16 protein-coding genes are annotated in these 17069 nt (G+C 66.8%); 14 read left to right on the top strand and 2 right to left on the bottom strand.

Annotation, left to right across the window (positions count from 1 at the left end):
- Positions 1 to 33 precede the first annotated feature (33 nt).
- Together RR42_RS13725 and RR42_RS13720 are read left to right on the top strand one after the other, a co-directional pair.
- Positions 34 to 1260: a YbfB/YjiJ family MFS transporter gene (locus RR42_RS13725; protein ID WP_043347705.1), complete on the top strand. Its 1227-nt coding sequence runs from the start codon at positions 34 to 36 to the stop codon at positions 1258 to 1260.
- 92 nt (positions 1261 to 1352) lie between these two features.
- On the top strand, positions 1353 to 2474 hold the full coding sequence (locus RR42_RS13720) for an NADH:flavin oxidoreductase/NADH oxidase (protein ID WP_043347703.1): 1122 nt from the start codon (positions 1353 to 1355) through the stop codon (positions 2472 to 2474).
- Between the two features lie 84 nt (positions 2475 to 2558).
- Here the strand turns inward: RR42_RS13720 and RR42_RS13715 are convergent, their stop codons facing one another.
- Both RR42_RS13715 and RR42_RS13710 read right to left on the bottom strand, forming a co-directional pair.
- Positions 2559 to 3539: a Bug family tripartite tricarboxylate transporter substrate binding protein gene (locus RR42_RS13715; protein WP_043347699.1), complete on the bottom strand. Its 981-nt coding sequence runs from the start codon at positions 3537 to 3539 to the stop codon at positions 2559 to 2561.
- Between the two features lie 89 nt (positions 3540 to 3628).
- Positions 3629 to 4726: a porin gene (locus RR42_RS13710; protein ID WP_043347697.1), complete on the bottom strand. Its 1098-nt coding sequence runs from the start codon at positions 4724 to 4726 to the stop codon at positions 3629 to 3631.
- Between the two features lie 499 nt (positions 4727 to 5225).
- Between RR42_RS13710 and RR42_RS13705 the strand changes: the two genes are divergently transcribed.
- The 12 genes from RR42_RS13705 to RR42_RS13650 all read left to right on the top strand — a co-directional run bounded on the left by RR42_RS13705 (position 5226) and on the right by RR42_RS13650 (position 17011).
- The gene (locus RR42_RS13705) at positions 5226 to 6113 is read left to right on the top strand and encodes an alpha/beta fold hydrolase (protein ID WP_043347694.1); all 888 of its coding nucleotides are present in this window, start codon (positions 5226 to 5228) and stop codon (positions 6111 to 6113) included.
- A 221-nt stretch (positions 6114 to 6334) separates the two neighbouring features.
- Positions 6335 to 6640: a recombinase-like helix-turn-helix domain-containing protein gene (locus RR42_RS13700; protein WP_043347691.1), complete on the top strand. Its 306-nt coding sequence runs from the start codon at positions 6335 to 6337 to the stop codon at positions 6638 to 6640.
- A gap of 111 nt (positions 6641 to 6751) precedes the next feature.
- A complete protein-coding gene (locus tag RR42_RS13695) occupies positions 6752 to 7807 on the top strand; it encodes an aromatic ring-hydroxylating oxygenase subunit alpha (protein WP_043347690.1) in 1056 nt (351 codons plus the stop codon).
- On the top strand, positions 7800 to 8570 hold the full coding sequence (locus tag RR42_RS13690; RefSeq protein WP_043347686.1) for an SDR family oxidoreductase: 771 nt from the start codon (positions 7800 to 7802) through the stop codon (positions 8568 to 8570). Before RR42_RS13695 ends, RR42_RS13690 begins: the two co-directional genes overlap by 8 nt.
- Before the next feature lie 16 nt (positions 8571 to 8586).
- Positions 8587 to 9123, top strand: coding sequence for a cupin domain-containing protein (locus RR42_RS13685; protein WP_006157660.1), 537 nt, complete (start codon positions 8587 to 8589; stop codon positions 9121 to 9123).
- 68 nt (positions 9124 to 9191) lie between these two features.
- Positions 9192 to 10022, top strand: coding sequence for an IclR family transcriptional regulator (locus RR42_RS13680; RefSeq protein WP_043347683.1), 831 nt, complete (start codon positions 9192 to 9194; stop codon positions 10020 to 10022).
- Between the two features lie 5 nt (positions 10023 to 10027).
- Positions 10028 to 10831, top strand: coding sequence for an SDR family oxidoreductase (locus RR42_RS13675; RefSeq protein WP_043347680.1), 804 nt, complete (start codon positions 10028 to 10030; stop codon positions 10829 to 10831).
- A complete protein-coding gene (locus tag RR42_RS13670; protein ID WP_043347677.1) occupies positions 10824 to 12545 on the top strand; it encodes a thiamine pyrophosphate-binding protein in 1722 nt (573 codons plus the stop codon). The genes RR42_RS13675 and RR42_RS13670 overlap by 8 nt, the downstream gene beginning before the upstream one ends.
- Before the next feature lie 12 nt (positions 12546 to 12557).
- Entirely contained in the window at positions 12558 to 13364 is an 807-nt protein-coding gene (locus RR42_RS13665; RefSeq protein WP_043347674.1) for an aspartate dehydrogenase, read from the top strand.
- Positions 13365 to 13385: 21 nt separating this feature from the next.
- Positions 13386 to 14858 (top strand): aldehyde dehydrogenase, encoded by a 1473-nt coding sequence (locus RR42_RS13660; protein ID WP_043347671.1) that lies wholly within the window; start codon positions 13386 to 13388, stop codon positions 14856 to 14858.
- Positions 14859 to 14909: 51 nt separating this feature from the next.
- A complete protein-coding gene (locus RR42_RS13655; protein ID WP_043347670.1) occupies positions 14910 to 15908 on the top strand; it encodes a VOC family protein in 999 nt (332 codons plus the stop codon).
- Between the two features lie 146 nt (positions 15909 to 16054).
- On the top strand, positions 16055 to 17011 hold the full coding sequence (locus RR42_RS13650) for a PDR/VanB family oxidoreductase (protein WP_043347667.1): 957 nt from the start codon (positions 16055 to 16057) through the stop codon (positions 17009 to 17011).
- Positions 17012 to 17069 lie beyond the last annotated feature (58 nt).

The raw sequence follows: 17069 nt of genomic DNA, 5'->3' as shown, positions 1-17069 counted from the left end.
AACAAACACCACACGTATCCATAGGAATGCACCATGTCCGAGCAGACAGCCACCATCCCCGGTCCCACGGCATTGACGCTCGATGCCCGCGCGTTGTCCGCCACGCTCGCAGGGTTGTGTGCCAGCCTGGTGGCCATCGGCCTGGCGCGCTTCGCCTACACGCCGCTGATTCCGCCGCTGATCCAGGCGCACTGGTTCACGTCGTCGCAGGCGGTGACGCTGGGCGCGGCAAACTTCGCGGGCTACCTGGCCGGCGCGCTGCTGGGCCGGCCGATTGCCACGGCGCTGTCGAACCGTAACGCGCTGCGTTTGCTGATGGTGATTGCCACCGCCGCGTTCTTTGCCTGCGCGTACCCGTTGTCGGTGAGCTGGTTCTTTGTCTGGCGCTTTGCTTCCGGCGTGTCCGGCGGCGCCATCATGGTGCTGGTCGCCACCACGGTCCTGCCGCATATCCCGGCCGCGCGGCGCGGCTTTGCCAGCGGCATGATCTTCCTGGGGCTCGGGCTGGGCATCGCCGCCTCGGGCACCATCATTCCGGAGTTGCTGCGCCTGGGTTTGAAGGACACGTGGATCGGGCTGGGCGTGTTCGCGGCCATCCTCACCGCCGTGAGCTGGTTCGGTTGGCCGGGCGCCGCACCGGCGGTAGCGGCGTCCAGCGTGACCGCAAGGCCGGCTCGGCGTGCGAGCACCGCCATGCGCGTGCTGTATGGCCAGTACGCCGCGAACGCGCTGGGCCTTGTGCCCGCCATGGTGCTGCTGGTCGACTACGTGGCGCGCGGGCTCGGCCGTGGTGCGCAGATCGGCGCAGGCTATTGGGTCTTGTATGGTGTCGCTGCCATCGCCGGCCCCCTGGTGTGCGGCAACGTGGCCGATCGCATCGGCTTTGGCCCTGCCTATCGCCTTGCGTTGCTGTTGCAGGCGATTGCCGTGGGTACGCTCGCGTTGTCGGGCAGCCCTGTGCTGGTCGGCGTCGCCACCGTGGTCCTGGGCCTGTTCACGCCCGGCATCGTGCCGCTCGTGCTTGGGCGCATTCACGAGATGGTTGCGCATGACCATGCCGAGCAGCGCGCCGCGTGGAGCCGCGCCACCACCGCTTTCGCGCTGTTCCAGGCGCTTGGCGGCTACGGCTACTCGTACCTGTTCACGGTGTCCCATAACAATTACGCGCTGATCTTCCTGTGCGGCGCCATGGCGCTGGGCGTGGCGTTGGTCGCCGATCTCCTCACCCGGCGCGCGCCGCTTGCGGTGGCTGCGCACTGAAATGGCGCGGCGACGCAAAAAAACCAGGCGTTCTAGAATGGGATGCCATGCCTGGCGCAAGCCGGCGCCACAGACAGCAAGGAGTCTCCCTCATGAGTGAAAGCCCGTTGTTCCAACCCTTTTCGATTGGCAATCTTCGGCTGGAAAACCGCATCGTGATCGCGCCCATGTGCCAGTACTCGGCCGAGGAGGGCTCGGCTGGCGACTGGCACATGATCCACCTCGGCCAGCTCGCGCTGTCGGGCGCCGCGATGCTGATCATCGAGGCGTCGGCCGTGTCGCCGCAGGGGCGCATTACGCCGGGGGATCTCGGCCTGTACTCGGATGCGAACGAGGCGGCGCTCGGCAAGGTGATCAAGGCCGTCAGGGCGCATTCGCCGATCGCGCTGGCGATACAGCTGTCGCATGCCGGGCGCAAGGCATCGAGCCGCGCGCCCTGGGAAGGCGGCAGCCAGATCCTGCCGGACCAGCCGTCAGGCTGGAAGACGCTGGCGCCATCCGCCGTGCCGCACGCCGAGGGCGAGGATGCGCCGTTGGCGCTCGACCGCGCGGGCATGGACAAGGTGCGGGACGATTTCGTTGCCGCGGCCAGGCGCGCGGCCCGCCTCGGACTCGATGGCATCGAGCTCCACATGGCGCATGGCTACCTGCTGCATCAGTTCCTGTCGCCGCTGGCGAACAAGCGTGATGACGAATACGGCGGCAGCCTGGAGAACCGCATGCGGTTCCCGATCGAGGTGTTTGACGCCGTGCGCGCGGCCTTTCCCGCGGACCAGCCAGTCTGGGCTCGCATCTCGGCCACCGACTGGGTGCCGGGCGGCTGGGACATCGAAGGCACGATCGCGCTGTCGAACGCGCTCAAGGCACGTGGCTGCGCGGCCATCCATGTGACCACCGGCGGCGTTTCGCCAGCGCAGGCGATCAAGCTGGGGCCGGGCTACCAGGTGCCTTACGCGCAGCGGGTCAAGGCGGAGGTGGGCTTGCCGACCATCGCGGTGGGGCTCATCACCGAGCCCGAGCAGGCGCAAGCCATCATTGCCAGCGGCGAAGCTGATGCGGTGTCGCTGGCGCGCGCCATGCTCTACGATCCGCGCTGGGCATGGCATGCGGCGGCCAAGCTTGGCGCGCAGGTGCATGCGCCTAAGCAATACTGGCGCTCGCAGCCGCGCGAGTACAAGGACCTGTTCATGGATGCCAGTTTCGGGCAGCGCTAGGCTGCGCCGGAAAGCAAGCGGCGTCCGGTTTCCGCGGGGGAAGCCGGACGCCGCCGTCTTGCACAGGCTGAGCCAGCGCATCCATCAATCGGCCTGGATGCCGAACTCCTTGACGATCTTGGCGTAGCGTGTCGCGTCCGACGCGATCAACTTGCTCAGCGTAGCGGGCTCGCCGCCAACGGGCGTGATGGCGATGGTTGCCATGCGTGCCACCACGTCAGGCATTTTCAGGATGTCGTTGATGTGCGTATTCAGCGTTTTCACCAACTCCGGCGGCAGTCCCTTGGGTGCCAGCAGCGCTTGCCACGCGCCCACCTCCACATCCTTGTAGCCCAGCTCCGCGAGCGTCGGTACATTCGGCGCGAACGGCGAGCGCTTCAGGTCCGCGACGGCCAGCGGCACGATGGCGCCCGTGCCGATGTACTGCGCCACCGCGCCCAGCGTGGAGTACGTCATCGGCACTTGCCCGCCGAGCACGTCGACCACCGCCGGCGCGGTGCCGCGATACGGCACCTGTGAGATGTTCACGCCCGCGGCCTTGTTGAACAGCTCGCCAAGGATGTGCATGGGCGATCCGTTGCCGGGCGAGGCGTAGGTCCGCACCGTACCCGCCTTGGCGCGCGCGACCAGCTCGGGCAGCTTGGTGATGCCCGTGCCTTTGTTGACCACCACGAACAGCGACTGCACGCCAAGCTGGGCCACTGGCGTGAAATCGCCGCGCACGTCATAGCTGGCGCCCGTGCCGTTCTTGAGCACCAGCGGCGCGATGGCAACGGTGTTGGGCGCGACCAGCAAGGTATAGCCATCGGCGGCCGATTTGGCGACGTATGCGCTGCCGATGGTGCCGGCCGCGCCGGTGCGGTTCTCGACCACCACGGACTGGCGCAGGCGCCCCGAGAGTTTCTCGGCGAGTAGGCGGGCCAGCACGTCGGTATCGCCGCCGGCCGGGTAGGCAACGACCAGCGTGATGGGTTTGGTGGGATAGGCCTGCGCTCCGGCGCCGCCTGCCATCATGGCAGTCGTGGCCGCGATGGCGGCAAACAGAATGCGAGTTGCGAGCTTCATGGGGAAACGCCTCTAGATTGACTTCGTGCTGGCATGCAGCGCGTTGCGCGGCGCATGCCAGCCAGTGCCGCGCAGCGACGCGCCGGCGCTTAGAACGTGTGCTTGATGCCGATCATCGTGCCCAGCTGGTTGCCGCCGGGCTTCGGGTTGGAACCCGTCTGGGCAGCGCTGACCGACAGGGCGAGCTGGCCGCCGTTGTCGATGTAGCCAGCTGTGGCGTACACGGAGGTGCGCTTGGAGAAGGCGTAGGTACCACGCAGCGCGTACAGCATCGCCTTGTTGTCGCTGTTGTGGTACTTGAGGTAGTAGACTTGGCCGGCCAGCGTGAACGCCGGCGTGATGTCATATGCAAGGCCCGCATACCAGAGTTCGCTGCGCGGCGTGGGGCTGCCGTCATTGTCGCGGCGGATCACGCCCAGGCCCATCTTGGTCTTGGACAGCAGCACGTAGCCATTGAGCGAGAGACGGTCGTCCGTCAGGTTGCTTTTGGTCAGGCCGCCAAACGCGCCAGGCCCGCCACGCAGCGAGTCGTAGGCCGCGGCCACGCCCCACCACTTGTTGTCGTACTGGAGCAGGGCCGACCATTCGCGGCATTGCTTGCTGTCAGCCGCATTCTCGCCCGCGCAGTTGGCGCCGGCCGGGCTCGGGCCCGCGTTCACCGTGTCGCGGCCAAAGCTATAGGTGGCACCCACCGTGAAGCCGCCAAACGTGCCCTTGTAGGAAACGGCGTTGTCGGCGCGCGCGTTCGGCAGATAGCTGTCGAGCGAGCCCGAGCCGTACACGTTGGGGCCGAGGATGTCAGGGTCCAGCGTGGCCCAGAACAGCATGGTGTACTGCCGGCCCAGGGCGACCTGGCCCCAGGGTCCGGAGAGTCCCACCAATGCTTGCCTGCCGAACAGGCGCGCGCCCTGGTTGGAGGTGCCGGAATCGGGAGCGAATCCGGATTCGAGCACAAACAGGCTCTTGAGCCCGCCACCGAGATCTTCCGTGCCGCGGATGCCCCAGCGCGACGGCACCGTGCCCGTCAGGGTGTTCATGCGGGCCAAGTTGTCTTTCGCCACGCCAACATTGTTCACATACTCGATGCCGGTATCGACGACGCCATACAGCGTCACCGTCGATTGGGCCGAGGCCAGCATGGGTACTGCGGCTGCAAGGGCAGCCAGTGCAATCCGTCCAGGTTTCATCGTTCGTTTCCTCTTCCTTTTCCTTTTCCGCCGTGTCGGTTGGTTGGCGTTGCAGCGCTTCGTCAGGCCATCTTCGAGCTGGGTATATGCATACCGTAAGGCGCACTTTCCTGCTTCTTGTGTTTTATAGGTAAAACATCAAACTACATAAGAAACAACAAGCAAAATATAGCTGGTCATTTCGGGAAATACATGGGTGGGTAATCCCTAGTGATGTGGAGACGCGACGCGTGTTTCGCACCAGAACGGTGCCGCTGCGCGCCATGCTGCGCAGCGGCGAGGAGGGCGGGCGAGCGGCCGCCATGGCGGGGAGCCGCGCCTGTATTGGTATGCAAGGCTGCGCAAGGCCGTGGCGCCAAAAAGGGGATTTGCGGGCGCGCCAACGCCGGCGGAGAGCCGGGCCCGACCGAATTTTTTTGCAGGGGGTTAACCCGGATCAATTTCCAGATTCAGGCGGTCTATATTTCTTAAGTTTTATTTGCAAACTATAGTTTCATATATGGAACAAAATAATCCGACGCGGGCACTCCAGCCGGATGAAGCGTTGCTCCGCGCACTCGATAGCGGCTTCAGCGAGCGGCGCATAGCCGCCGGCCGCGGCGGCGCGCCGCTCGCCTACCGGTGCGGCGGCAGCCACGGGCCTGTGGTGGTGCTGCTGCACGGCATCAGTTCTGGCGCGGCCTCCTGGCTGTCGTGCGCAAGCCTGCTGGCGGCGCACGCGCGCGTGATTGCGTGGGATGCGCCCGGCTATGGCAATTCGCAGGCCCTGCCCATCGCGGCGCCCAAGGCGGCCGACTACGCGCTGCGCCTGCAGGATCTGATGCGCGCCCTGGACGTACGGCCCGATGTGATCGTGGGGCACTCGCTCGGCGCGTTGATGGCGGCCGCCTATGTGGCCGAGGCTAGCCCGGCGCTGCTGCCCGCGCAGTTGCTGCTGCTTAGCCCGGCGCAGGGATACGGCGGCCCCGGCAAGGAGGACAAGGCAAGGGATGTGGCGCGCCAGCGGCTCGAAGCGCTGGCGGCGGTGGGCGTGGAAGGCCTGGCCGAGCGGGGTCCCGGCCGCCTGCTGAGCGCCGCGGCCAGCGCCGACATGCAAGCGTGGGTGCGCTGGAATATGCGCCGGCTGGATCCGGACGGTTACCGGCAGGCGGTGGCGATGCTGTGCGGCGATGCCATTGACGATTACCTCGGGCGCCGGGGGCAGGGCGTCAGGGCGCAGGTTGGCTGCGGCGCGCTGGACGTCGTGACGCCGCCGCCCGGGTGCGCGGCGCTAGCGGAGCGCTTTGCCTTGCCGTTCGAGTTGATCCCGGATGCCGGGCATGCCTGCTATGTGGAGCAGGCCAGCCGTGTCGCGGGATGGATTCGCCGCGGGCTTGCCGCGGCTTAGCCTTCCCCTTCCTGCTGCCTCGTACCCACCCGCCTCAGGCTGTCGCGCCGATGCCGATGCCACGTTCTCGTGGCATCGGCATATCCGAAGGGTAAACCCCAGTCAATTTTTGAAGTTTCGTTGTCTATAGTGGTGTCTGTGTTCAGTATTTAAATCAGCGTTTTATAGGTGAAACAAAACGCTGGGTTAGCCGGTTGGCAAAAAGGGAAAGGAGTAGCGCAATGGAAAACCTCGCATACAACCCGAATCTGGCGCCGTGGGAGCGTCCGGCTCCGAACAATGTCGCCGGCAAGGGCCACATCGAGCAGCCCGGCAAGGTGCCCAACATCGTGTGGCAGACCCGCGCCGCCATGCCCACCGCCTATGAAGACGCGCTGGGCGATGCGCTGGAGGCCGCCTTCGAATCGGGTGCGAAAAGCCCGGAAGACATCGTGCGTTCGTTCAACCAGGCGGGATTGCTGGGCGCGGATGGCCAGGCCTGGACAGAAGAGCGTTTCCTCGCCGAAATGCGTCGCCTGGGCGCCTGAACGAGGCACCACGCAGTTCAAGAACATCAAAGCGATTGCGTCGCGAAGGGCAGTGCAATCAGGCGCCCCTCGAAAGAGCGATCCGATCCGGTACCCGCAAGAGAGCAAACAATGGAATCGAACAAGCAAGCGCGTGCTGAGGCGCGCCTGAACACCGGCCTGCACAACTATTGGTATCCGGTATCGGCCGCATGGTCGGTCACGCACGCACCGGTCGGCATTACGCGCCTGGGCCAGAACATCGTGCTGTGGCGAGATGGCGAAGGCCAGGTGCACGCGCTGGAAGATCGCTGCCCGCACCGCGGCGCGCGCCTGTCGATGGGCTGGAACCTTGGCGACCGCGTGGCCTGCTGGTACCACGGCGTGGAAGTGGGTGGCGATGGCCAGGTCAAGAGCGTACCGGCCGTGGACAGCTGCCCGCTCGAAGGCAAGACCTGCGTGCGCAGCTACCCCGTGCAGGAAAAAGCCGGTGCCATCTTCCTGTGGTTCGGTGAGCGCGCTCCGGCGCAGGCCGATGCGCTGCGCCTGCCGGAAGAACTGGAAAGCGACGAGCACACCAGCTTCCTGTGCGTGGCGCACTGGGACTGCAACTACCGCTACGCCATCGACAACGTCATGGACCCGATGCACGGCGCTTACCTGCACGCGGTGTCGCACTCGATGGCCAGCGGCGAAAAGCAGGCTGTGATGGCCGTGCGCGAGACCGACACCGGCCTGGTGTTCGAGAAGACCGGCCAGCGCGGCGTGAACTTCGACTGGGTGGAGTTCGGCGAAACCGGCACGATGTGGTTGCGCCTGGCCATCCCCTATCGCGCCAAGGTGGGCCCTGGCGGTCCCTTCGGCATCGTTGGCGTCGCCACGCCGGTGGATGAGGAGCACTGCATGGTGTTCTTCTGGCGCACCCGCCACGTGCAGGGTTGGGAGCGCGATGTCTGGCGCTTCCTGTACCGCAACCGCCTGGAGGGCCTGCACTGGGACGTGCTGGAGCAAGACCGCGTGGTGCTGGAAATGATGGCGCCGAACGCACGCGAGCACGAAACGCTGTACCAGCACGATGTCGGCATCACCCGCGTGCGCCGCCTGCTGCGCCGCCGTGCCGACCAGGAAGTGGCCGACGAGCCCGTTGCCATGCTCAAGCCGGTTGGCGGGGTGGCTAGCCATGCCTGAGATCGATCGCCATAACCTGCTGGCTGGCCGGCGCGTGCTGGTGACCGGCGCCGCGCGTGGGCTTGGCCTGGCTTTTGCCACCGCGATTGCCGAAGCCGGCGGCGCGGTCGCCATGGCCGACATCCTCGCGGACCGTCTGGTTGAGGAAACCGCTGCGCTGCAGGCCCGCGGACTGAAGGTGCTGCCGTTCGTGCTCGACCTGGGCAACCCCGAATCGGTGAGCGCGTGCGCCACCGCTGCGGCGGCCGGGCTCGGCGGCCTGGACGGCCTGGTCAACAACGCCGCGGTGACAGACTCCGGCGGCCGCGACGCCAGCGCCATCGACATCGCCACCTGGGACCGCGTGATGAATATCAACGTGCGCGGCACCTGGCTGATGACCACCGCCTGCCTGCCGGCGCTGCGCGCCTCGGGCCGTGGCGCCATCATCAACCTGGCGTCTGACACGCCGCTGTGGGGCGCGCCCAACCTGCTGGCATACGTGGCCAGCAAGAGCGCCATCATCGGCATGACCCGCTCGCTGGCGCGCGAGCTGGGCGACGACCAGATCACCGTCAACGCCGTCGCACCGGGGCTGACCCTGGTAGAGGCAACCGAATACGTGCCCCAGAAGAGGCGCGACCTCTATCGCGAGCAACGCGCGATCTCCCGCGAGCAGCTACCCGAGGATGTATCCGGGGCCGTGCTGTTCGCCCTCTCCGACCTGTCCCGCTTCGTGACGGGCCAGACGCTGGCCGTCAACGGCGGCTTCGTCATGCACTGAGCTAGAAGGAATCCAAATGAGCGATCTTTCCCAACAAGACAACATCAAGCGTTCCTGGGAGCAGCCGTCCGGCGCTTCCTTCGACCAGTGGATGGAGAGCCGCGTCGCGCGCTTCTCCACCCGCCGCTACGACTGGGACGCGCTGAAGTTCCAGGCCGACTACGATCCCAAGTACCGCCGTGCGCAGATGCGTTACCTCGGCACCGGCGGCACCGGCGTGGCCACCGACACCAATACCGTGCCGTCCGAGAACTTCACGTTCTCGACCATGATCATCCCGGCCGGCCACGAAGGCCCGTCGCACCTGCACACGGACGTGGAAGAAGTCTTCTTCGTCATGCGCGGCAAGATCAAGCTGATCCTGGAAAAGGACGGCGAGCGTTTCGAAACCATCCTGACCGACCGCGACCTGGTCTCGGTGCCCCCCGGCGTGTACCGCGAGGAGATCAACATCGGCGAGGAAGACGCGCTGATGTGCGTGATGCTCGGCGCCAAGAAGCCGATCACGCCGACGTACCCGCCCGAGCATCCGCTCACCAAGGTCAAGCGCTGAAAAGCGGGAAGCCGGCGCGCCAATGCAACCGCGGCCGTGCGCCGGATCCAGTGAAACACGAACCTCTCATGACTCAAGAACGCCTGTCGGAAGACACCCAGGACAAGTACATCGTGCCCGGACTGGAGCGCGGCCTGCGCCTGCTGGCTGAATTCAGCCGCCGCGACCGCACCTTGTCGGCGGCCGACCTGGCGCGCCGGCTCAAGGTGCCCCGCTCCACGGTGTTCCGGCTGCTGGCCACGCTGGAGATGATGGGCTTTGTCGAGCGCACCGACGGCGGCCGCGACTACCGCCTCGGCATGGCGGTGCTGCGCCTGGGCTTCGAGTACCTGGCGTCGCTGGAGCTCACCGAGCTGGGGCGCCCGCTGCTGGATCGCCTGCGTGATGACATTCGCTACCCGTGCAACCTGGTCGTGCGCGACGGCCGCTCGATTGTCTATGTGGCCAAGTCGGTGGCGCCCACGCCGTTCAGCAGCTCGGTCACCGTGGGGACCCGCCTGCCGGCGCACGCCACCGTGCTCGGACGCGTGCTGCTCGAAGACCTGACGCTGGCCGAGTTGCGCCAGCTCTATCCGGAGCCGCAACTGGAAGTGTTCACGCCCAGCACGCCGCGTACGGTCGAAGAACTGTTCGAGATGGTGCAGCGCGACCGTGAGCGCGGCGTGGTGCTGCAAGAAGCGTTCTTCGAGGCCAGCATCTCGACCATCGCGGCACCGGTGCGGGATCGTACCTGCAAGGTGGTGGCGGCGCTGGGCGTGACCATCCCGGCCTCGCGCATCGATCCGGAGCAACTGGACATGATGGAAGAGAAAGTCAGAGACACCGCGGGCGAGCTGTCTCGCCTGCTGGACTACCGCCCGCGCGAGCACGGCAAGGTGGTCAACCTGTATCGGGAGTGAGAACGATGTCCATGATTGAACTCGACGGCAAGGTTGCCGTCGTCACGGGTGGATCCTCGGGCATTGGCCTGGCCACCGTCGAACTACTGCTGGAATCGCGCGCTGCCGTGGCGCTGTGTGGCCGCGACGAAGCGCGGCTGCGCGAAGCGCAAAGCCATCTGTGCGCACGCTTCCCCGATGCCCGCCTGTACGCCGCTGCCTGTGACGTGCTGGACCCCGCACAGGTAGCCGCTTTTGCCGCCGCCAGCGAGGCCGCGCTCGGCCCCGCCGACATGCTGGTCAATAACGCAGGGCAGGGGCGCGTCTCCACGTTCTCGAGCACCGAGGACGCAGCCTGGCTCGAAGAGCTGCGGCTCAAGTTCTTCTCGGTGATCCATGCCACGCGTGCGTTCCTTGCGCAACTGGAGCGCTCGGACAGCGGTGCCATCGTCTGCGTGAACTCGCTGCTGGCCGTGCAACCCGAGCCGCATATGGTGGCGACGTCCGCGGCGCGTGCCGGCGTGCATAACCTGGTGCGCTCGCTGGCGACCGAATTCGCCCCCAAGGGCATCCGCGTCAACGGCATCCTGCTCGGCCTGGTCGAGTCGGGCCAGTGGCGCCGACGTTTCGAAGCGCGCCCGGATGCCGAGCGCGACCTCGACTGGGCCGCGTGGACCGCGCGCCTGGCGCAGCAAAAGCATATTCAACTTGGCCGTCTTGGCCTGCCGCAGGAAGCCGCACGCGCGATCCTGTTCCTTGCCTCGCCGTTGTCTTCGTACACCACGGGCAGCCACATCGATATTTCCGGAGGACTTTCCCGTCATGCGTAACGAACAGCAACAAGTCACGGTGGGCTACGCCATCGCCGCCTTCCTCGAACAATGCGGCGTCAAGGCTGCGTTTGGCGTGATCTCGATCCACAACATGCCCATCCTCGACGCGATGGGCGAGCGCGGCAAGATCCGCTTCGTGCCAGCGCGCGGCGAAGCCGGCGGCACCAATATGGCCGATGCCTGCGCCCGCACCACCGGTGGCCTGGGCGTGTGCCTGACCAGCACCGGCACCGCCGCGGGCAACGCCGCCGGCGCCATGGTCGAAGCACTGACCGCCGGCACGCCGCTACTGCACCTGACCGGACAGATCGAAACGCCGTACCTGGACCAGAGCCTGGCCTACATCCACGAGGCGCCGGACCAGCTGACCATGCTGAAGGCCATCTCCAAGGCCGCGTTCCGCATCCGCAGCGCCGATACCGCGCTGAGCACCATCAAGCTCGCCGTGCAAACCGCGCTGACCGCGCCGACCGGCCCTGTCAGCGTGGAAATCCCCATCGATATCCAGGCCGCGCTGATCCCGATGCCAACCGACCTGCGCCCGCTGGCGGTGCCCACCCATGTTCCTTCTGCCCACGCGCTGGACGAACTGGCCGAGCGCCTGTCCAAGGCAAAGCGCCCGCTGCTGTGGCTGGGTGGCGGCGCACGTCACGCCGGCGCGCAGGTCAAGCGCCTGATGGCGCTGGGCTTTGGCGTGGTCACCAGCACGCAAGGCCGCGGCATCGTGGCCGAAGACGATCCTCGCTCGCTGGGTGCGTTCAACCTGCACAAGCCGGTGGAACAGTTCTATCAAACCTGCGACGCCATGCTGGTGGTGGGCTCGCGCCTGCGCGGCAATGAAACGCTGAAGTACGAACTGAAGCTGCCGCGCCCGCTGTTCCGCGTGGATGCCGATGCGTCCGCCGAAGGCCGCTGCTACCAGAGCGACTACTTCGCCAGCGGCGATGCAGCGCTGGCACTCGATGGCCTGGCCGACCGCCTGGAGGGCAAGCTCAAGGTGGACCCGAACTTTGCCGCCGACCTGCGCGGCGCGCACGAAGTCGCCATGAGTGGCCTGATCGATGGCCTGGGCCCATACTCGGCGCTGGTGGAAGCGCTGCAAGGCGCGGTCGGCCGCAATTTCAACTGGGTGCGCGACGTGACCGTCTCCAATAGCACCTGGGGCAATCGCCAACTGCGCATTTTCGACTCGCGTGCCGGCGTGCATGCGCTGGGCGGTGGCATCGGACAGGGCCTGGCGATGGGCATCGGCGCCGCCGTGGGCGCGGCAGTGACGGCTTCCGGCAAGAAGACATTCTGCCTGGCCGGCGATGGCGGCTTCATCCTGAACCTGGGTGAACTGGCTACCGCCGTGCAGGAGCGCGCCGACGTGGTCTTCGTGCTGATGAATGACAAGGGCTATGGCGTGATCAAGAACATCCAGGACGCGCAATACGGCGGACGGCGCCACTACGTGGACCTCCACACGCCGGACTATGCGCAACTGTCGCAATCGCTGGCCCTGCGCCATCGCCGCGTCAGCAACCTGGCCGACGTGGGCGCCGCACTGGAAGAAGCCACCATCGAATCCGGCCCGTTCCTGCTGGAGATCGACATGCTGTCCATCGGCACTTTCAAGACCGCGTTCGCAGGCCCGCCGGTCAACAAGGAAGCTGACGCCGACGCTGAGAAGACCGCACGCGCGGCCGAACGCAGCACTGTGACCGCCTGAGGGAGACGCAACATGCTGCACGTGTCGATGGTGGGATGCGGAGCGATCGGGCGCGGTGTGCTCGAGCTGCTCAAGAGCGATCCAGACGTGGTGTTCGACGTGGTGGTGGTGCCCGAGGCCCAGATGGACCAGGCCCGCCATGATGTCTCCGCGCTGGCGCCGCACGCACGGGTTGCCACCTGCCTGAGCCAGGCCGATGGACGGCCTGACCTGCTGGTGGAGTGCGCCGGCCACCATGCGCTGGAGGAGCACATCGTGCCGGCGCTGGAGCGTGGCATCGCCTGCATGGTGGTGTCGGTGGGCGCGCTCTCCGAGCCGGGCCTGGCCGAGCGGCTGGAAGCCGCGGCACGGCGCGGCGGCACGCAGGTGCAGCTACTCTCCGGTGCCATCGGTGCCATCGACGCACTGGCGGCAGCGCGCGTGGGCGGGCTGGACTCGGTGGTCTACACCGGGCGCAAGCCGCCCGGCGCGTGGAAGGACACGCCGGCCGAGGCACTGTTCGACCTCGACGCGCTGACCGAATCCACGGTGATCTTCGAGGGCACCGCCCGCGAAGCCGCGCGGCTCTATCCGAAGAACGCCAATGTGGCGGCTACGTTGTCGGTGGCCGGCCTCGGGCTGGACCACACGCAGGTCAAGCTGCTGGCGGATCCGGGCGTGGATGAAAACGTGCACCACGTGGAAGCGCGCGGTGCCTTCGGTGGTTTCGAGCTGACCATGCGCGGCAAGCCGCTGGCGGCGAACCCCAAGACTTCGGCGCTGACGGTGTTCAGCGTGGTGCGTGCGCTGGGCAACCGTGCCCACGCCATGTCGATTTAAGCAGGCAGCAAGGCAATCATCATGAAGCAAGAGATTCTCCCCATCTGTATCGCAGGCCAGTGGCGCCTGGGCGGCGGCGAGCGCTACGCCACGCGCTACCCGGCCACCGGCGAGGTCGTCGCGGAGTTGAACGCGGCCAGCCTGGACGACGTGGAAGAGGCCGTGCAGGGCGCGCATCGCGCGTTCCTCACCAGCGGCTGGGCGCAACGCAAGCCGCACGAGCGTGCCGCGGTGCTGCATCGCGTGGCCGACCTCATCCGCGCGCGCGCCGAGCCGCTGGCTCAGCGCCAGCGCCTGGACAATGGCAAGCCCATCAGCGAGACGCGCGCGCTGGTGGCCAGCGCCGCCGGCACGTTCCAGTTCTTCGCGGCGGCCTGCGAAACCCTGGAGGAGGCCCTCACGCCCGCGCGTGGTGATTTCCTCACCATGAGCGTGCATGAAGCCATGGGCGTGGTGGCGGCGATCACGCCGTGGAATTCGCCCATCGCCAGCGAGGCGCAGAAGCTGGCGCCCGCGCTGGCCGCCGGCAACGCGGTGGTGATCAAGCCCGCCGAGATCACGCCGCTGATGGCGCTGGAACTCGCCGCCATCTGCGAGGAAGCCGGCGTGCCCAAGGGCCTCATCAGCGTGCTGCCGGGCAAGGGCTCGGTGATCGGTGACGCCATTACCAAGCACCCGCTGGTGCGCCGCGTGTCCTTCACCGGTGGCACCACCACGGGACGCCATATCGCCCACATCGCTGCCGACAAGATGATGCCGGTATCGCTGGAGCTGGGCGGCAAGTCGCCCACCATGGTGTTCGACGACGCGGATCTGGACCACGCGGTCAACGGCGTGCTCTACGGCATCTTCAGTTCCTCGGGCGAATCGTGCATCGCGGGTTCGCGCCTGTTCGTGGCACGTTCCTTGTATGAGCCTTTCATGGACCGCCTGGCCGAGGGCGCGGCGCGCCTGCGCGTGGGCGATCCGGCCGACGAGCGCACCCAGATGGGACCGCTGATCAGCGACCGCCACCGCGACTCGATCGAATCGTATGTGGCGCTTGGCGTATCCGAAGGCGGCCAGCTGCGCACGGGTGGCATCCGCCCTGCGGTGGCGGGCTGCGAGAACGGCTACTTCTACACGCCGACCATCATCGAGGGGCTGGATAACAGCGCCCGCGTATGCCAGGAGGAAATCTTCGGGCCGGTGCTGGTGGCGATGGCCTTCGACGACGAGGACGATCTGATCGCACAGGCCAACGACAGCGTGTACGCGCTGGCGGCGGGCGTATGGACGCGCGACTACAAGCGCGCGTGGCGCTTTGCGCGTGCGGTGCAGGCCGGCAATGTGTGGATCAATACGTACAAGCAGTTCTCGATCTCGACGCCGTTCGGCGGCTGGCGCGACAGCGGGCTGGGGCGCGAGAAGGGGCGACTGGGGATCCTGCAGTACATGGAGCAAAAGAGCGTGTACTGGGGCATGCATGAACAACCGCTGCCGTGGGCCAACTAAGTGAGCGAGACGACATTGGACGGTGCAAAAGCGACACAGCAGGAGAGGGTAATGAACACGATTCTGGGCATCGACGAAATCGTCTACGGTGCCGACGACCTGGACGCCTGCCGGCGCTTCTTCGCCGACTGGGGCCTCACGCTGGTGCGCGAGGATGCCGCCGGGCTGGATTTCGAGACGCTGAACGGCTGCCGCGTGCTGGTGCGCAGCACCGACGACCCGGCACTGCCGGCGGCAATGGAAGACGGCCCGACGTTGCGCGAGGTGGTGTGGGGCGTGGACACGCAAGCTGCGCTGGACCGGATCGCGGATGCCATCCGCGCCGAGCCGGGCTTTGTCAGCACGGGCGAGCACGGCGTGCAGGGCGTGCAGGGCGAGCAAGGCGAACGCGTTGGCTGCACGGATCCGAACGGCCTGGCCGTGCGCTTCCAGCTGACCCGCAAGCGCGAGGTCGAGGTGGAGTGCGCCGCGATGAACACGTGGAACGACAAGCCGCGCATGAACCAGCGCAGCCCGATCTACGAACGCGCCACGCCGATCGAGGTAGGGCACGTGGTCTTCTTCGTCAAGGACGTGGTCGCCACCGAGCGTTTCTACACCGGGAAGCTGGGCTTCGTGCCGTCGGACCATTATCCGGGCCGTGGCGCCTTCCTGCGCTGCGCGCCGGACGGCGGCCACCACGACCTGTTCCTGCTGCAGTTGCCGCAGGCCAAGAGCGGGCTGAACCATGTAGCCTTCACCGTGCGCGACATCCACGAGGTGTTCGGCGGCGGCCTGCATGTGTCGCGCAGCGGCTGGGATACGCAGCTCGGCCCGGGCCGGCATCCGATTTCGTCAGCGTATTTCTGGTACTTCAAGAATCCGGCCGGCGGCTTGATCGAGTACTACGCCGATGAAGACCAGCTGGATGCCGATTGGGAGCCGCGCGATTTCGAGCCGGGCCCGACCATGTTCGCCGAGTGGGCGGTGGAAGGCGGGCTGGATGGCAATACGCGCAGGCAGAAGAACGCGGGCGGCCCGCAGGGCAAGTTCCTGACGGAGAAGCGCTGAGCACGGCGTAGCAGTACAGGCAACGCAGGCAACGCAGGCAACGCAGGCAACGCAGGCAACGCAAGCAACGCAAGCAACGCAAGCAACGCAGGCAACGCAGGCAACGCAAGCAAGACTAGCAACACGAAGCAACCGAAGGAAGTGCCATGAGTACCAGCCAATCCCTGAGCCTGCGCGTGCAGGCCATGCGTTTCGAAGCGCGCGGCATCGTCAGCGTGGAACTGCGCGATCCGCACGGGCATGCGTTGCCCGAGTACGCGCCGGGCGCGCATATCGACCTGCATCTGGGCAATGGCCTGGTGCGCAGCTACTCGCTGTGCGGCGCGCCGGAACTGCGCGACCGCTACGTGGTGGGCGTGCTGCTCGACCGCGGCAGCCGTGGCGGCTCGCGCTACGTGCATGAGCAACTGCGGGTGGGCAGCACGCTCACCGTGGCGGCGCCGCGCAACCACTTCGCGCTGGATGAGGATGCGGCTCACACGGTGTTGGTGGCCGGCGGTATCGGCGTGACGCCCATCGTGTGCATGGCGCGTCGGCTGCATGAGCTCGGGCGTTCCTTCACGTTGCTTTACTGCGCACGCTCGCGCGCGGAAGCCGCCTTCGCGGACGAACTGGCCGCCTATGGCGACGCGGTGCGCATGCACTTCGACGACGAGGCGGGCAGCCCGCCGGACCTGTCCGCGCTGCTCGCCGGGCAAGCTGCCAGCACGCACTTCTATTGCTGCGGCCCGGGCCCGATGCTGAATGCCTTCGAAGCCGCCTGCGCCGGCCATGGCTATCCCGAAGTGCATATCGAACGCTTCGCCGCCGACCCGTCGGTGGCGGCGGTGCAGGACGGCGAGTACACCGTGGCGCTGGCAAGCACGGGTAGCGAGCTGAAAGTGCCCGCAGGCAAGTCCTTGCTGGATGCCTTGCTCGAAGCGGGCATTGCGGTGGAGCACAGCTGCAGGGAGGGCGTATGCGGCTCGTGCGAAACGCGCGTGCTCGAAGGCATACCCGAACACCGCGACGGCGTGCTCAGCAAGAGCGAGCGCGAGTCGAACCAGACCATGATGGTTTGCGTGTCAGGCTGCAAAGGCAAGCGCCTGGTCCTGGACCTCTAAGCGCGCCACCGCGCGCCGCGTCCATCGCGGCGCCAACGGTGGTGGCCCTTGCCGGGCA

Origin of the sequence: Cupriavidus basilensis (assembly GCF_000832305.1) — a bacterium.
Taxonomy (GTDB): Bacteria; Pseudomonadota; Gammaproteobacteria; order Burkholderiales; family Burkholderiaceae; genus Cupriavidus; species Cupriavidus basilensis_F.
Note: the sequence above shows the minus strand (reverse complement) of the source record. Positions and strands in the feature narration are given on the sequence as shown.

Bases quoted from the DNA above. Each gene is read 5' to 3' on its own strand.
- RR42_RS13655 (WP_043347670.1), top strand. From the start codon at position 14,910: ATGAACACGATTCTGGGCATCGACGAAATCGTCTACGGTGCCGACGAC.
- RR42_RS13665 (WP_043347674.1), top strand. From the start codon at position 12,558: ATGCTGCACGTGTCGATGGTGGGATGCGGAGCGATCGGGCGCGGTGTG.
- RR42_RS13695 (WP_043347690.1), top strand. From the start codon at position 6,752: ATGGAATCGAACAAGCAAGCGCGTGCTGAGGCGCGCCTGAACACCGGC.
- RR42_RS13720 (WP_043347703.1), top strand. From the start codon at position 1,353: ATGAGTGAAAGCCCGTTGTTCCAACCCTTTTCGATTGGCAATCTTCGG.
- RR42_RS13685 (WP_006157660.1), top strand. From the start codon at position 8,587: ATGAGCGATCTTTCCCAACAAGACAACATCAAGCGTTCCTGGGAGCAG.
- RR42_RS13690 (WP_043347686.1), top strand. From the start codon at position 7,800: ATGCCTGAGATCGATCGCCATAACCTGCTGGCTGGCCGGCGCGTGCTG.
- RR42_RS13705 (WP_043347694.1), top strand. From the start codon at position 5,226: ATGGAACAAAATAATCCGACGCGGGCACTCCAGCCGGATGAAGCGTTG.
- RR42_RS13650 (WP_043347667.1), top strand. From the start codon at position 16,055: ATGAGTACCAGCCAATCCCTGAGCCTGCGCGTGCAGGCCATGCGTTTC.
- RR42_RS13710 (WP_043347697.1), bottom strand. From the start codon at position 4,726: ATGAAACCTGGACGGATTGCACTGGCTGCCCTTGCAGCCGCAGTACCC.
- RR42_RS13660 (WP_043347671.1), top strand. From the start codon at position 13,386: ATGAAGCAAGAGATTCTCCCCATCTGTATCGCAGGCCAGTGGCGCCTG.
- RR42_RS13715 (WP_043347699.1), bottom strand. From the start codon at position 3,539: ATGAAGCTCGCAACTCGCATTCTGTTTGCCGCCATCGCGGCCACGACT.
- RR42_RS13680 (WP_043347683.1), top strand. From the start codon at position 9,192: ATGACTCAAGAACGCCTGTCGGAAGACACCCAGGACAAGTACATCGTG.
- RR42_RS13670 (WP_043347677.1), top strand. From the start codon at position 10,824: ATGCGTAACGAACAGCAACAAGTCACGGTGGGCTACGCCATCGCCGCC.
- RR42_RS13675 (WP_043347680.1), top strand. From the start codon at position 10,028: ATGTCCATGATTGAACTCGACGGCAAGGTTGCCGTCGTCACGGGTGGA.
- RR42_RS13725 (WP_043347705.1), top strand. From the start codon at position 34: ATGTCCGAGCAGACAGCCACCATCCCCGGTCCCACGGCATTGACGCTC.
- RR42_RS13700 (WP_043347691.1), top strand. From the start codon at position 6,335: ATGGAAAACCTCGCATACAACCCGAATCTGGCGCCGTGGGAGCGTCCG.